Raw genomic sequence first — 16,098 nt, forward strand, 5'->3', positions numbered from 1 at the left:
CATCGGTAATCTCCATTTCGGGGTGTCCGTCGGTTTTCTATCGAAAAAATAGTTCTCACCCGATAATCACGCTTAAGGTTGCGACCGTGAGACTTCAGACGTTCGACAAAACGAACGTCCGATCACCTCACCCGTCATATCTCTCCTTACCACCCGGCCCGCTTTCAACAAAATCGAGTACATCTTCTGGAGACTGAAAGTCTTCTGGAATGCTGGCCAACAATCGATCGAGCGTTGGATTGCATGGATTCTCTGTGAGTTCAACGATTGAATTCTCGTCAAGTCCGAAGCTTTCAGCGATCTTGTGGGGAATTCGGAATCTTTTTAGTCCGATATCCATCATCTTCTCGTCCGATAAAGTTAGAAAATTAACCTTAAATACTTATTTAATTCAGTTATCGGTCAGATAAGGGTAAATAACTGGAAGTTTTCCTTTAATTAATCGCATTTAGACCTTTTTTCTCGACCAGAGACAGGAGTTTTAACGCCGGTCCCGCGGGATGTTTCTCTCCCCGCTCCCATTGACTGACCGAATCTTTCGAGACGTTCAGATAACGAGCGAAAACGGCTTGGCTTACCTCCTCGCGCTCGCGGAGGGAGCGTATCTCCGCGGGCGTGAACTCCCGAACCGGTGTCAGGCAGGATTCATCGAAGTGTCGCAGGGTTCGCTTATCGATCACGCCCGCGTCGTAATAGTCGGAGGCTGTTTCGTGGATCGCCGCGAACGCGTTACTCTTGTAAGTTTTTTTCTGGGCCATCACGTTTTACTTCCTTGTAAACTCCTTTCTCGACTAACTTGGCGAGTTCCTCGTCGGAAAGGGAAAAGGTTACTCTCGCCAAGTCTTTAAATCCTCGCTCTTCGTCCTTGTCTATGTTCTCCCGTTCACTTTTCGCGAATCCTTAGACAAAGAAAGCTTTGTCATCCCGTCGGTAGAGGATGATCGACCTGTAACCACCGGACTTCCCCTCGTTGGTGCGTGAGAGCCTCTGTTTGATGACACCCCCGCCATAATCGGCATCTACCCTCCCGGATTCCACGTCCTCGATCGTCTCCCATAGCTTTGCGTCGCTGATGTTTTCCTTTTTTGCGAACTTGGTAAACCACTTATTCTTGAAAATCCGCACGCTTGACATTTTGGGTGGCTTTTCTCTAATTACGTTCATTATATAGAACTCAGTTCTATAGTTCAAGGGAATTTATCGACAAAAAAACGGGATGTTTGGAGTTATTCTTCTAACCCAACGAAAAATTTTGATTTTTGCGGGAGGTTTAGTTACCATCGACAATGTTCGATGGAGTGTCAGACAATGCTGACGGGGTGACGACCCCGTGAAAAGTCAGATGGTGTGGTTAATAGAGCGGTTTTGTGATAAGAAAGATTCGGCCAGTAATCAAGGAGACTCGACCGAATGTCCCAAATGTTAGAACAATTCTACTTGGACGTTTTATCACGTTACCTCACTCAAGATCAAGTAATCACTTTGTCCATGCTAGTATGGCTAATCCAAGTACATAAAACCGTCAAAATAGAAAGGCTTGCTGCCCATTTCTCCTTACCGATCAAATATGAAAGTCGTCGTAAAAGAATTCAAAGATTCCTCAAACTAGACCGTTTATCAGTATCCTTGTTATGGTTGCCGCTCGTTCAACAAATAATCGAGCGAAAATACCAAAAAGGAGAGCGAATCTACTTAGTCTTAGATAGAACTCAATGGCAAGATAAAAACTTATTTATGGTAGGAGTAGTAATGGGTAAACGAGCGATTCCGATTTATTGGCAGTTTCTTGACAAGAGGGGAGCGAGTAACTTAGCTGAACAACAGTCTATTATTCGTCCAGTGTTGAAGTTATTAAAAAATCATGAAATTGTGATATTAGGAGACAGAGAATTCCATAGTGCAGAATTAGCAAGCTGGCTAGTAGAGCGGAATATAGGGTTTGTTTTTCGTCAGAAAAAAAGTACCAATATTCAAGGTAAAGGTCAAGATTTTCAAGAGTTAAATGAGTTAGATGTCTCTCAAGGTACTCGCTTATTTCTCACGAATATTAAAGTCAGTAAAGCACATCAACTTACTGGGGTATCAATGGGGATTTATTGGAAGCGTACTTACCGAGAAATGGGGGAATTAGAGCCGTGGTATCTTCTGACTAATTTACCCAATTTAGCTGAAACTATCAAAGCTTATAAGAAGCGAGTAGGAATTGAAGCTATGTTCAAAGATTGTAAGACAGGAGGCTATAATTTAGAGGGTTCAAAAGCGAGTGTTGAACGATTAACTCGACTCGTTTTATTAATAGCTATTGCCTACACTCATTCTACCTTAAAAGGACAATCAATTCGAGTCAAAAATCAGGCTGAATATATCGGACGCAGGAGAAAAATTAAGCAGAAGGCCACTAAAAATAGTGATTTTTGGATAGGTTTATACGGCAGTAGTTGGGTAGCAACTTGTAATTTTTTGAGGGATTGGGTAGAGGAGTTAATGAGAATTAATAGCAATAAGCTTCCTTTTTATCAGAGGGGGCAACGGGCTATGGACATTATACAGCAAGCTGTTTAGCCACATCGTCACCCCGTCAGGTATTTATTGCCGGAAAACTATCCTGAAAGACAGCCTGTAGATTAGTTAACTTTTCAGAAAGGGAGAGAGTGCCTAAAATCCCCATTTGTGAGCCATTTTCAGCCCCTCTGAAGATTTCACTAGGTGTCATATAACTAAGTTGTGCATACCCTGGATTACCATAAATCCGTGAAACAAAAAAGGGTTGTAATAATTCTGATCGTGAATCTGAATAATCAGGTTGACATCGATGCTGTGATGGTGTTTTAGATTTAGAGGGAACATAACTGAAAGAAATATAACCTTCTTGCCGTTTCTGTACAAGAATTGGCTCGGTAAAAATGACTGAATTAGCCGCAATAATCATAGTAATTTTGGTGCGTCCTATAACCGTTGTCTGTTCTATCTTGGTTTCGGGTCCCCAATTATTGTCCACTTCGGTATTAAGTGAATCAACTAAATTAATTACACACCCCCAAAAGCTAAAAGCTTTGTGTTGTAAAAGTTGCAGAAAACAGTTTGTGTAAATACTTTTGTTTAAGTGCTTATTAGAAGCAATCGCATATTGGTTTCTGTCATTACTTCCATCAATAATACTGTTGTGGATATCTAAAACCGTCTTATCTGAGAGCAGATATATTGAACTAACAATGCTATGAGCGATTCTAACCTCTAAATTGACATCAATATTTTCAGATGATTCTAGCGTTTTAATGGCTGCTTTTTTATTCCATACCGTGCAATGAAAAATTACCAACTGTAATTTTCCTGCTACTGAGATCGTCCCGTTTAACCATAAACCATTCAGTACCAATTTAGAACCAGAATAACCAATAATATTCAAATTTCCTAATAAACAAGGACGACAACCATCAGCTGCTTCAATAGTTAAACTGAAGGGGGTTTTACGTTTAAAAACCTTTTGAATATTAGAATCTTCCTCAAGATTGTAAATACAATTATCAGAAATTGATATTATTCCGGGTAGATCACTTTGACTCCATACTTGAATTGCTTCGGTTAAGGAAGAAAAAGAATTCTTATCCCTAGTAGCATCAGTCATTAATTGTGAAACGTTTCCTTGCCAAATCCCACGGACGTTCGATAAAGTTTGACGACGAGAATAAGAACCTCCACCAATCTCAGCACTAAATCCATAGGCATAATTAACCAAAACTTTATTGGTTTTAAGATTAGCAGGTAAAACCATCCGTCCACATTTAATATCAACACAGATTGAATTATTTATTTCCTGAAGATTTGGCCATTTACTTAAATCGGTAACTTGCAAGGTTAAATTCGGATAATTATTAACATCAATAACAGAACCATTATCGAGAAAAATAAAAATTTGTAATGGAGGCCGATCAATCAAACCATTGACAAGAATTTCTGAGACAGTATTAGGTTTAGTTAGATGCTGTAGATCAGACGGAGTTAAGGGAATGGGTAAGCTATTATTAACAGAAGTCTGATTATCTTGATTATTCGATGGTGGTTTAAACAAAGGACTATCAATTCCTAGTGGATTAAAGGTATAACAATTGTCTTGAATATGACGTGCTTGAGCGAACTGAATGAAAAAACTCCGCAATGGATAGAGAAAAATTCCGATATTATAGATATTATACTTTCCATTGGCAATAATTTCAAAATTACTCATTAATAAAGGATTACTACCACCAGCAGAAATATCTATGGTGTGAGCAAAGGGATCATTTATTGTATTGATTAATTCTAAGTTATTTAAAGAATGTAAATCTAAGGTTTTTCCCCTGTTGAGATTTATATTTTCTAAGTTTTGTGTGATCGATAACTTAACAAAATAAGTAATAATTTTTGCTGGTAAGTTTGTTGATTCATAAAGGATATTCTCTAGAGATTTTAATGTTCCTTTGCGACGACGATTTCGTAAAGTATTAGCTACCTGTAAACGAGCAGTACCCAAAAGATGGCTAGTTTGATCTGAAAATTTAGTTTCTATCAGTGTGGCTAAATAGGGAACAACCCAATCTTCACAAGTTTCAATAAACCAATTACTATAAAGCTCCTCGATATTTTGTTCAAGGATGTTTAACTCTAACTCCATAATATTTAGGAAGGCAAGCAGAGGAAAACCCTGCTCTAAATCTCGTTGTCGATAAAAAATAGGTAATAATTCGTAAAGGCGATTTTGGGTCATCATGATTAGATCGTTTTTCTGGTTTTTCTGGTGCTTTTTTTGGTAGATGTAACTGTTCCCTCAACTTTCTTCACTGTCTTCAAGAAAATTTTTTCCCCAGAATCAATCAGCACGACAGAAGCTTGATAAGCTATAGATAAGTTATGAGTAACTTGAAAAAATACAGTCCATAATTTAGATAGTTCTTCTAAATTTAAGTAGATAGGTGTCAACCTGACTGTTTCAATTTGGTTAGCTAAATCTGAAGCGGCCAAATAACTATCACTTCCAGTTGTGCTAATAGTTTGACGAATTAATTCTGGTTTAAGAATTGGGGTGTCTGTCAATGCGGCTATCATCCCTCCCATTAATCTTTCTGGTTCTTGCTGTTGTCCTTTACCATAAAAGGTCAACAAGTAATCTAAATTGAGGGCATTTTGCCAGCGATCAACCAATGAACCTTCTGATTCTGTGTGGGGTATGGGGAAAGATCGGTTGCGAAGAGTTGCATTCGCTTCTACTCTATAAAGATAGAGGTTAACCCCGACAAAACCGGGTTCAGGAGCTTGAGGACGACCTGTTGTAACTGTCGGTGCTGCTGATAGATCCGGGACTTGCTGAATCGCTTGGGCGATTAAATCCCGAAAGGTGGCGGTAACTGTTGCGATCGCTAGATAGTTGCTCATAATGCTTATTTATACTTCTGGGTCAGATTGTCCCCTCAAAAGATTGAAAAATAGGGTTTAGCAGTTTCTTTTGTTTTGACCAAATATCTTCCCTGTTAGAATGACTAAAACTTTTCCAAGAATCTTCCCATAAAATTGTTTCTCTAGCCTCGTTCATTAATTCTCTGTGGGCTGAAAACTTGGGTGTCAGTGGCGGTAAAATAGTTGCTTTATACCCTAAAGAATGTTCGGCTAATCGCCCAAAAAAATCGCTCATTGCTCGATTCTTCCTAGATAATATTTACGTCTTTTGGTAGTCATTCCTAAGATAGTCTCTTCTGTCCAACCATAAGCTTGTGCTAATAAATGAACCTCCTCTAACAAACTTTTGGACTGAGTGCTGATTTCCGACCAGAGAAAAGCGACAATATCAAATTGATCTGACCAAGCATTGTGACAATTAGGACAATCTAAATTCAATAATAATTCAGACTGAGGATCACAATCAACAATCGCTTCTCCTAAAATTTGAATGGTTGTTGTTGTTAATTGTTCATTCTTTATCTCTTGACCATTTTGGGTTACTTTAATAAGACTGCGACGGATTAATTGTTGACGGGCTTCTTCTAAATTGGAACTTTGAGAAATGGCTGCTAAATCTTTACTATTTAATAACCGAAAGGTTAACTCAATACCACTATCCTCGATTGTATAACTCGTCTTGATCTCTGTTTCAGAGACGATACCAAGTCCCTCCAAATTAAAAGTAAATTCTAACATCTCAGAGCATTGTGGGCATTGAACCGTCGCTTGTAGGTTTGTTCCTAATAAATGCTGATATAGAGTAAATAAACAGCGATTGCGTTGGCCAATCGTAAACTGACAAAGTTCTTCAAGGGTTTGCTGTGGTTGCGCTAGAGCTAAGAGAAGCAACCCCCGATACCACAGTGGTTGTCCCTCTCCTAACTCCCATACTCTCACTAAATCAAAAGCAGATATCATAAACGATTAACCAAACACAAAATGATTGGGTGATTTAGAGATACAAATCAACTAGCAGGTAGAACAAAGCTACCTTCAGTAGGTTCTTTAACGTTATAATCCCGTTCCCAACCTTCATTTTGTAAGGTTATGCTTTGAAAAGCAAATTCATTTCCCAATGAGTCTAAATCTGATAAGGCGACATACTCTGATACCCAACAGCGATAGACATTATAAGCAATGACTTTTTGTCCAGCTTCGTTGTAAAGTTCGATGATAATATCTTTACGAAAATCTTTGAGGGAAACAATTTGATTAGATTGATCTGGTCCTTTGGTAGAATTACTATAGTCCCAAACTTTATTCGCCCATTGTTCAAAAGTTACATCATGGGTCACTCCTTGTCTGAGGGTAATTGGACCATATTCTGTTTGTCCAGGTGAAGGACGAGGGGTACTGGGATCTCCCCCATAGCGAAATCTGACTACTTCTGTAGTCCGCATTAAATTGCTCACATTATTGACTCCTGCGACATAAGTGTTATCCCACTTGACCCGAAATCGAAAATTTTTGTAAGGGTCATAACGATAGGTATTAACTTTAAATTGGGGTGCTGGCATACATTCTCCTAAAAAACTAACTAAATTTTGAGTGATTTTCGCTCTAATTAAGGAAGTTGTCTCTTTACGGGATAATTGAAATCTATGCGAAAAATTTTTTCTGGATTGATCAATCAAAGCATATTTAACACTCATCCTATACTGATATAACTCTCAATTAAGAGGTTGTTTGACCCGCCTGTTGTTGAATTTGGATCACAACAAACTCGGCAGGTTTCACCGGGGCAAATTGAACGAGAACATTAACAATTCCTAAGTCGATGTCTCTTTGAGTGGTAGTTGTTTTATCACAGACTACTTGATAACTGTAAAATGCGCCTTGACGCGAAAGAGACTCCATAAAACTACCGACACTTAATCTCAGGGCTGACCAGAGGTTTTCATCATTCGGCTCGAAAACAGCCCATTTTGTGCCTTGATAAAGACTATCTTCAATAAAAAGTGTCAATCGTCGCACAGAAACATATTTATAATCACTATCGAGTAAATCTGCTCCCCGTAAGGTGCGATCGCCCCAAACCACTGACCCGACAATTGGAAAGGTTCGCAAGCAGTTGATCCCCAAGGGATTGAGTACGCCATTTTGTTGATCGGTGAGTTTCAATTCCAAACTATTGATCCCTAAGATCCCTGCATCTAAGCCAGCAGGTGCTTTCCAGACTCCTCGTGTCACATCGGTAGCGGCATAAATTCCAGCAATAATGCCACAGGCTGAAAAGGTGTCTAAATAGTTTTTCATCATGGGATCTTCTTTGATCACACGAGGGAAATAGACCGCCGCATTAATCGTTTCCTCTCCTTCTATCCCGACATCGATCGGTTGTAATTCGTTGATCTGCCCGTTTTGTACTTCGCCTAGCCATTTAGTAGGGGGATCAACAATTAACATTGCCCGTCGCTTAAAGCAGTAAGTCAAAGCTTCAGTATAAACCAGTGGATCAATATCGTTCTCCGCTATTCGTAAATCCGGCGGAATACACATAATGTTAAACAGTTCTATGTTTTCTAGAGCATAGATTCCTATTTTCTGATCTTGATTTCCTGTATAGGTTTCTACGGATAGATTTTTTCCATTATCGCCTCCTGTTACTTGAGAGGTTGCTCTTTCTGGTGGAGTTTGGGAGGGAAGATTTGGTGTTTTATCTGTATTTAGCGGAACTCGCACGAGTCGGGATTGATTCTTCAGAACTAGATCCAGTCGGTTCGGTGAAGGGGGGGTCGTTGTTTTGATAGTAACGTTGGTAAATTGTTCAAAATCGGTTGTTCCATTAGGGTAAGTGACTTGAACGGTTAAATTAAACAGATCGCTCTTTGCTAACCCCTCGCTAGCAAAATTTTTGGCAACTTGGTCGGTAATACCTCGTGTATTAACACTAGCTTTTAATTGAGTTCCCCATGTTCCGGGATTAGCGGCTTCTAAGATGAGCGTTTGTTTATCAGGAACACCAGCAGCAGCAGCAATGGGAATTGCCGCAAGAACCGCATCAAATAAGCCTTTAACTGTTTGTTCTGTTACAGCTTTTGCCTTCATTGCAGCATCTTTTATGAACTGATTATTTATATTTGGGAGTGCTTTATAGACAGACTCAACGTTTGGTGGAGGAGAAGTAAATATGTTGCCTGAATCATCAAAAATACTATCTAAAGCTGCCTGAAATCCAGAGCCAGAAGCACCTCCAGAAGCAGATGAATTAGCTGGACTAGATGCACTAATTAAGATAGTTTTTAGGACATTTTCTACCTCTGGAAAAAGTTTCAGTTCGTTGAGGATGTCATCTTCAGTTAAAGCTTGTATTGCTGAATCTAAAGCATCTTTTAAACTGCTCCCAGTAACTTTACTAGCAACTTTTTGAGCGATTTTTTTAGTGTTAGAGTCCCTGATGCTAGCAACTGCATTAGCGACATCGGTTAATTTGTTGACTGCTCCCGCAATGTCTGGTGATTGTTGAATTAACGTTAGTAAATCTTGAGATTGAGCGTTGCCATCAGCAGCAAAAAGAGTATCAATTGCCGCTTGAATTGGAGTTAAAGCATCTTTTATTACTTGCTCCGAAGACTTACCATCAGTAGTAGGTAACAAATTCAACGTTAGAGTTGCAGTTGGGTCAGCAACCTTGTCAGCCTTTTTAGTCCACTCCTCGGATGTTAACGTTGTCATTGGTTCAAATAAGCGAACAATTAACGCTTGAGATCCTCCATTAATAAAAAAGTCTTGAACCGCATAACTCATAGGAAAATCATAGGCCAATCCCCCAAAAAACCGTTGATAATCTCCAAAGCTAAAGATAGTAATAGGATCGTTAACGGGGCCGTACAAGGCTCGTCCTACAAAAGCGGTAATCGAAGTGGCAACCCCAGTAATGGTATATCGTCCACTGGGTAATTCTTGAATATAAACACCAGGATAAGTGACTTGAACTGGCATAGTTCCCCCGGAACTGTATAATTAATAACTCATAGCGGTCAGTTTGCGCTAACAAAACTGAAAGATAACTAGAAATATAACCCCAAAAGCTATCTTTTTTATATAAACTTGTCTTACTTTTTATTTGATTTCCTTGAATAAAGATTAAGAAAGATTAAGAAAGTTTTTGATAGATGTAGAAAATGGAGTTAATGTGTATTTTTTCAATATTGGCGGTTTTGCCTTGGGTAGTAACACCCCCAAAAATATAGATTGAACCATCAAGGAAGGCAGTTCCCAAAGATTTTCTCCCTTCCTGGAGGGGGGCTGCTTGTCGCCAAATCTGGGTCTGAGCATTATAGACAAAGGTGCTATCCTGTTCACTCCAAGAATTTGTTCCACCAATTATATAAAATTGACCTGCGATCGCACTGACTCCCATGTGGCTCAGGGACATGGGTAAAGGTTTTTGTCGGAACCATCGCTCTTTTAAGGGAACATAAATATCACACCAAGGAACTTTTTTATCTCCCCACAGTCCACAAAACTTTTTTTTCTGTCCTCCAAACATATAGATAGCCCCCTGATATTCTCCAATCCCAAAAGCAGATCTGGCTCTAGGCAGAGAAGGGCATTTTAACCATTGATTAGTTACTAAATCATAGACTTCATTAACACCAGTGACCAGATTGGGAAATAATCCCCAGAAACCGGATGTCTGTCCTCCAATTGCATAAAGCTTCTGTCCCACGACACCAATCCCTAAATGACTTCTCGGCGTAGGCATCGGGGGACGATTGAGATTCCATTGATCGGATTCGGGGTCATATTCATAGTGAAGTCCTGTCTTTTCACCGGCTTTCCTCCCTTCAACCACATATCCACCAATCACGTGCAGTTTATTATTTATAACCCCCACAGCAAAGGCTTTTCGTTTGGGATCAGGCATAGGCCTTTTTTCTTGCCAAAGTTCTAGAGGATTATTGGGTTGGTAAGTCCACAGTTCCCCTGTTTCCCACAAACAATAAATCTTTTCTTCGATTACTGTCGTATAGACTCGTCCTACTTTGGGCATCGGGGGTGTAATCTCTTGCCAATTTTGGGGTCTTAATACAGGGACAGTGATGGAAAAACCTGTATAAGTATATTCTGGGGGAGCAATGGGACTAGAACCGAGAATGGAATATTGCGGAGGAACAAAACCGATATTTGGAGCGAGTTTATCGGGGGTAATAGCGTAATCGACCACTTGAGGGGTATCAACCAAATTGGGAGCTAATTCTCCATAAAGTCGGCCAACAGTGACATTACGACGAAGAAAGGTATCACTCTCTACCGCTAACATTCCTTCAACGGTTAAATCTCCTGTGATTGTCCCCCCACTTTTGCTTAACCAATCTCCGAGATTAGGAACAATATTACGCAGATCTTTGAGAATTTCTAAGGAATATGCTTGGTTAAATTGTAGGAGGGCTAAGGGCATATAATGATGTTCAATGCCTTGGGCGGGGTGAAATTTAGGGTTTGACTGTTCATCTACTGGCCACTCAATACTATTGTTGATTGTGCGTGCGGGTATCCACCAATAATCTCGTTGTTGATAAATAGCGTCTTCTTCAAATTGAATTTCTATTCCATCTTCAATTTCTAACCATCCTTGGCGAAGGGGAATAACACCGCTTTTTAGAGGGGATAATTGAACGTTTCCTTCTTTATTCCATCTCATTTGTTTTTGATCCCATCGTCTGACAAAAGGATATTTAGTGCGATTGCGTCCAAATTTGGCTGGGGGAGCAGGGTTAACCGTCAGACGAGTTGTCGGAGAACTTATGTCCCCATCTATGTGTTTAATCTGGCATAAATGCTTGATTTGATTGGCTAAAACATAGTCATCATCAACAATTTCGATCCAGTCTCCATTGTCTAAAGCAGGTGTACCAGGGGGACTATTAATAATCGTAATAATGCTGGTTTCTTGTTCTTCGCTGGTTTCTATTTTTTTAATCGGATAAGTAATTGATCCATTTTCTCTTGACCATTTTAGGGTAGCAATTGGTCGTAAATAAAAGATTTTTTCTAAGGGATACTCCAAGTCATCAGTGAGTAAAATTTGATTATTTTCATGGTTAATTCTCTCAATCTTTACGATTTTTTCTTTTTTTGATGAAGCAACTTTAAAGATAATTTCAACCCATTCTTGGTTTTCCCAAAATTTCAAATTTCCTTCGATTATTTTAAAGCAATTTGCTTCGTTCAGTTGTCCTTTTAAGATGGGTAAAAATTCAGCAGAGAATAGGGGACATCCAGAGACAAAACCCGAATTATGAATTTCAATTCGATACAGATAATTTCCTTTAATGGGAATCTGATAATCCTGGCGAGCTTTTAACTGACCACGTTGGCGATTTACTCTTAATAACTGTTGAAATTTCTCGATCCATTGTCGTTGATTATTGTCATTTTCTAGAGCAAGTAATTTAACTTGACAAATAATTTTAGAGCGTCCTGTGGTATCAGCACCACCCAAGGCAATTTCTCGAATAGTTGGGTCAGAAATAGAGGAAATATAGCGTGACCAAACATCTAAATAAACTAAATAGTTTCCCGATAAATTTTCTAGATGAGGTAAAACACTAGGAGGTAATTCTAGTTGTTCGGTTAGCAAAATATCGGCTTGATTTTCACATAAAATTCCTCCCGTATAAGCAACACCATGACCAATAAAAAGGGGCTGAATAAGCCAAATAGGAGGAGAATATCGTTTCTCTAAATTACTATTTAGGTTGGTCGAGATAATTTCTTTATTTTGGAAAAGTGACCAGTGCGGCTGTTTTTGTAAATGCTTTAATTGGAAATTTAATGAATTTTGTTCTAATGCTTCTCTGTTTAAAATTTCTGATATTAAAATATCGGCAATTAAGCCATCAAAAAAGTTATCAGGTTGCTCATTTAACCATTGTGCGCCAATTAAAAAAGGAAGATCAGAAGCTTCTTGATAATCATTGAATTGGTAAGAGGTAGCCACTAGCTGATTATCGACAAATAAATAAAGATTATTACCAATAGAAACTACGGCAATATGGACAAATCGCCCTAATTCAATCCCTCTAATGGCTTCTAAGGAACGGAGATAAATGGCATCTGAATAGTCAAGGGTATTTTCTCTCACTAATTCAGCATTTTGTTGATCTAGTAATAATTCTATTCTCTGGAAAACTACCGTCCCATTGGGTTTAATAAAAAGACGATATTCTCCCTGATAATCATTACTTGGGTTAAGATTAAATTTACTTAAAATTGTGCCGCCATTACCCTCCCAACGGGGACAAACCAAAGCTTCAATCACAAAACTATCGCTATTCGCTAAAGAAAAGCGTGATCCTAGATTGAGATAGTTAGATTTACCATTAAATTTGAGACAATCTCGTTTAAATATCCGAAAACCGCCATTTTCGTAGGGGACAGCACAATCACCGATGAGATAGCGAATGGCTGACTGCTGATTATGGGTAATACTATCGATCGCCTCATTCCAGTCCGCATCTAGCTGAACGCGTCCTTGTTGCATAAAGACGCGATTGTAACCCTTACTCGCTTTAAATGTTGACCGAGAAAAATTTCCTTCCATATTGCTAATTTTGTCTAAAACTGGTAAAAGTATATCATCTTAGAGGACTTTCCCAACTACGCTAATTTCTTAGCTATTATGATGAGGAGAAAAGTTGATACATCATAAGTTTACAGCCATATTGTCAATAATTTAATGTGTCACTCTTTCATAATCAGCGTTTCTAGGGTCAACACTCGATGGTTGAGTCGTTTTTGACAACTAAGTTAGTCGTCAACTAGTTCCACTTCACTATCAGATTCACTGTCACTCGAATCTGAATCGAGATATTCCCCTTTTAACAGTTGGCCAATAGACGCTACCATCTTCTTTGAACGATGTTTTTCGTGGGGATTTGCACCACTTAAGTCTATTGTTTCCATTTCTGGAATCTTTCCTGATGGTGCATTGACCAACTTCCAAAGATCTTGCGATGCTTTTTGTCTATTTTCTCCTTTTCCTGCTATTTGAGAAGAAGAAGTTGTCCCCTTTCCTATATTGTAAACTGTTGCTGGATTAAGTTCCATCCCACGCCTTAAGGCATTAAGTCTTTTTGTTTGATTTTTGTTGCTTGGGGAGGACTCTTTCCACGCTTTAAGATAGGCCTTAAGATAGGCTGTTCTTTGTTTTCTTGTCTCTTGCTGCCAATTTGTTCCTCTCTCTGCAAAACTACGTCTCATTCTTTTGTTCATCACTCTTGGTCTCGGGAATGCCGCCGTCCCTATCAGAAGTAATGGATCTCTGCCAGCCTTTATAGCTGCTTGTAATGCTACTCTTTTCGTAATATGAGCCATAGTATGGGGGCCTTGTTGCCGTTTTCCTATGGCATATCTGTAACCTGTTGTAGCTCTTTTGTCATAAAATCCTATCTTGCCTGTTGACTTTCCGTATCGATCAAGAATTTTCTTCAACCGTTTTTTGTGCTTTTCTGAGTTTGAGTGAGGCATATTCAGGGATACTTCCTTGTTAAGATTAAGTAGAATGGGAAAAATGCTATAAGTTACATATTTTTATGTATTTCCTTGATTATTGATAATTTATAGCTTACTATAAAAACGTTAACAACTAATATAAATTTATGTCTGGCGGGGAGAGCATTTCCTGGCAACAAGCCAATTTTAACTTTCTGATGGCAGCGATCGCTTCTATCCGACAGCAAATTAACCGATATATTGCCTTTTTGGAGGATAAACGCTGGGATGAGCAACAACTAGAAGCAACATTTGCTCAACTTAACGAAGCCAAAGAACAAATGCCTTCGGCTTCAGCATTGGAACGTCTCTACCAAACCTTTAATCTTGAACCCTTTGAAATAGATCTGCTCCTACTGTGTGTAGCGATGGAACTTGATCCCACCTTTGCCCAATTATGTGCTGATGCTCAAAAGAATGACAATCTTAATTATCCTACTTTTTCCCTCGCCTTAGCCGTCTTACCCGAAGCGAATTGGGAAGCAATTTCTTCGACGGGTTCTTTACGTTATTGGCATTTAATTGAAGTACAACCCGGACCCACCTTACTCACCAGTCCCCTCACCCTTGACGAAAATATTTTCCTCTATTTGATGGGATTATCTTTTATTGACCGTAGATTAGGAGAAATTATGAAACCTCTTCCCACAGAAGAGCGTTTTGCTCCTTCTCATCGCCATTTAGCCCAACAATTAGCCACCATATGGATAGAAGGAGAACAACAAAAACAATATCCTTTATTACAATTATCTGGGGATAATCTGGCTGCTAAACAAGCAATCGCAGCTAAGACAGCCGAAAAATTAGACTTACGCTTGGCGCGACTCTCAGTATCAACGCTTCCGAGTAACCCTGAAAGATTAGATTTGATCGTGCGATTATGGGATCGAGAGGCAATTTTGCTGGGAAAAGGTTTATTAATCGAATGCGATCGCCTGACTGAAGACAGCGATACCTCCGAAACTGAAGCCTTATCTTATTTTTTGGAAAATAGTGCCAGTTTCTTAATCCTATCGAGCCGAGAGCGGGGTTTATTAACCGAACGACCGATGATTACTTTTGATGTAGAAAAACCCAATCAAAGCGAGCAAGAAGAACTCTGGAAGATGCTTTTTAGTGAAATTGATCTAGATTTAACGGGACTGGCTAATGAAATTGTCTTTCAGTTTAATATGAACTATCCCAACATTTATGCTACTTGGACAGAGACTTTAGGTAAACTCAGTCAAACTAAAATCGAGACATTTACTGTAAAAGAAGTCACCCAAATACTTTGGGATACTTGTCGCCTACAAGCAAGACAAAAATTAGATGATTTAGTCCAAAGAATTGAACCTAAAGCAGGTTGGGGTGATTTAGTATTACCCGAAACTCAGAAGCAAATTCTAGAAGAAATCGCCCTAGAAGTACGCCAAAGAGCCAAAGTTTACCAAGATTGGGGATTTAATCAAAAAGGTGAGCGAGGACTAGGAATTAGTGCTTTATTTGCCGGCTCAAGTGGAACGGGAAAAACCCTTGCTGCTGAAATTTTAGCTAAAGAATTATGCTTAGACCTTTATCGTATTGATTTAAGTACCGTCATTAATAAGTATATCGGCGAAACTGAAAAGAACTTACGACGAGTTTTTGACGCAGCTGAAGCTGGGGGTGCTATCTTATTATTTGATGAAGCGGATGCTCTTTTTGGTAAGCGAACAGAAACCAAAGACTCCCATGATCGCTATGCTAATATTGAGGTTAGCTATTTATTGCAGAAAATGGAAGCCTATCGAGGATTAGCTATTTTGACTACTAACATTCCTGAAGCCTTAGATCGTGCCTTTAAACGACGTTTACGCTTTATTGTTCAATTTCCCTTTCCTGACTTTGCTCAAAGAGTGGAAATTTGGCAAAAAATGTTTCCGCCACAAATGCCCCAAGCAGATTTAGACATACAAAAACTAGCGCAATTAAATGTATCTGGGGGTGAAATTCGTAATATTGCTTTAAAAGCTGCTTTTTTAGCCTCAGAAAAAGGTTGCGCTGTTACGATGACTGATTTACTACAAGCGGCAAGAAGTGAATATCGTAAGTTAGAAAAAACCCTAACCAGTGATGAAATTAAAAATTGGCTGTCTTGATTTATTC

12 protein-coding genes and 1 pseudogene are annotated in these 16,098 nt (G+C 39.1%); 2 read left to right on the plus strand and 11 right to left on the minus strand.

Annotated elements, in window-relative coordinates:
• Nucleotides 1-127: 127 nt before the first annotated feature.
• The 3 genes and pseudogenes from IM473_RS15125 to IM473_RS15135 all read right to left on the minus strand — a co-directional run bounded on the left by IM473_RS15125 (nt 128) and on the right by IM473_RS15135 (nt 1,164).
• Nucleotides 128-343 carry an AbrB/MazE/SpoVT family DNA-binding domain-containing protein gene (locus IM473_RS15125; protein ID WP_287690514.1) on the minus strand — a complete coding sequence of 72 codons (216 nt, stop codon included), beginning with the start codon at nt 341-343 and terminating at the stop codon, nt 128-130.
• Nucleotides 344-434: 91 nt separating this feature from the next.
• Nucleotides 435-758 (minus strand): helix-turn-helix domain-containing protein, encoded by a 324-nt coding sequence (locus IM473_RS15130; protein ID WP_287660275.1) that lies wholly within the window; start codon nt 756-758, stop codon nt 435-437.
• Nucleotides 730-1,164: pseudogene (locus tag IM473_RS15135) on the minus strand (type II toxin-antitoxin system RelE/ParE family toxin). The gene IM473_RS15130 and the pseudogene IM473_RS15135 overlap by 29 nt, the downstream one beginning before the upstream one ends.
• Nucleotides 1,165-1,410: 246 nt before the next feature.
• Between IM473_RS15135 and IM473_RS15140 the strand changes: the two are divergent.
• Entirely contained in the window at nt 1,411-2,562 is a 1,152-nt protein-coding gene (locus tag IM473_RS15140) for an IS4 family transposase (RefSeq protein ID WP_287660276.1), read from the plus strand.
• A gap of 16 nt (nt 2,563-2,578) precedes the next feature.
• On the opposite strand, the gene IM473_RS15145 is transcribed toward IM473_RS15140, so the two are convergent.
• The 8 genes from IM473_RS15145 to IM473_RS15180 all read right to left on the minus strand — a co-directional run bounded on the left by IM473_RS15145 (nt 2,579) and on the right by IM473_RS15180 (nt 13,947).
• Nucleotides 2,579-4,747, minus strand: coding sequence for a hypothetical protein (locus IM473_RS15145; protein ID WP_287690515.1), 2,169 nt, complete (start codon nt 4,745-4,747; stop codon nt 2,579-2,581).
• Between the two features lie 2 nt (nt 4,748-4,749).
• Complete coding sequence (locus IM473_RS15150; protein WP_287660279.1) at nt 4,750-5,409, minus strand: Pvc16 family protein; 660 nt, start codon at nt 5,407-5,409, stop codon at nt 4,750-4,752.
• Nucleotides 5,410-5,431: 22 nt separating this feature from the next.
• Entirely contained in the window at nt 5,432-5,665 is a 234-nt protein-coding gene (locus IM473_RS15155; RefSeq protein ID WP_287660280.1) for a hypothetical protein, read from the minus strand.
• Nucleotides 5,662-6,390: a T4 family baseplate hub assembly chaperone gene (locus tag IM473_RS15160; protein WP_287660281.1), complete on the minus strand. Its 729-nt coding sequence runs from the start codon at nt 6,388-6,390 to the stop codon at nt 5,662-5,664. The genes IM473_RS15155 and IM473_RS15160 overlap by 4 nt, the downstream gene beginning before the upstream one ends.
• Nucleotides 6,391-6,437: 47 nt before the next feature.
• Nucleotides 6,438-6,989 (minus strand): phage tail protein, encoded by a 552-nt coding sequence (locus IM473_RS15165; RefSeq protein ID WP_287660282.1) that lies wholly within the window; start codon nt 6,987-6,989, stop codon nt 6,438-6,440.
• A 157-nt stretch (nt 6,990-7,146) separates the two neighbouring features.
• A complete protein-coding gene (locus tag IM473_RS15170) occupies nt 7,147-9,306 on the minus strand; it encodes a phage tail sheath family protein (protein ID WP_287660283.1) in 2,160 nt (719 codons plus the stop codon).
• Nucleotides 9,307-9,568: 262 nt separating this feature from the next.
• On the minus strand, nt 9,569-13,021 hold the full coding sequence (locus IM473_RS15175) for a DUF6519 domain-containing protein (RefSeq protein ID WP_287660284.1): 3,453 nt from the start codon (nt 13,019-13,021) through the stop codon (nt 9,569-9,571).
• Between the two features lie 206 nt (nt 13,022-13,227).
• Complete coding sequence (locus IM473_RS15180; RefSeq protein ID WP_287660285.1) at nt 13,228-13,947, minus strand: hypothetical protein; 720 nt, start codon at nt 13,945-13,947, stop codon at nt 13,228-13,230.
• Nucleotides 13,948-14,078: 131 nt separating this feature from the next.
• Here IM473_RS15180 and IM473_RS15185 point away from each other — a divergent pair, with 131 nt between their 5' ends.
• A complete protein-coding gene (locus tag IM473_RS15185; protein ID WP_287660286.1) occupies nt 14,079-16,091 on the plus strand; it encodes an ATP-binding protein in 2,013 nt (670 codons plus the stop codon).
• Nucleotides 16,092-16,098: the final 7 nt, after the last annotated feature.

The sequence above is a fragment of the Microcystis sp. M015S2 genome, from assembly GCF_020245945.1.
Classification (GTDB): domain Bacteria; phylum Cyanobacteriota; class Cyanobacteriia; order Cyanobacteriales; family Microcystaceae; genus Microcystis.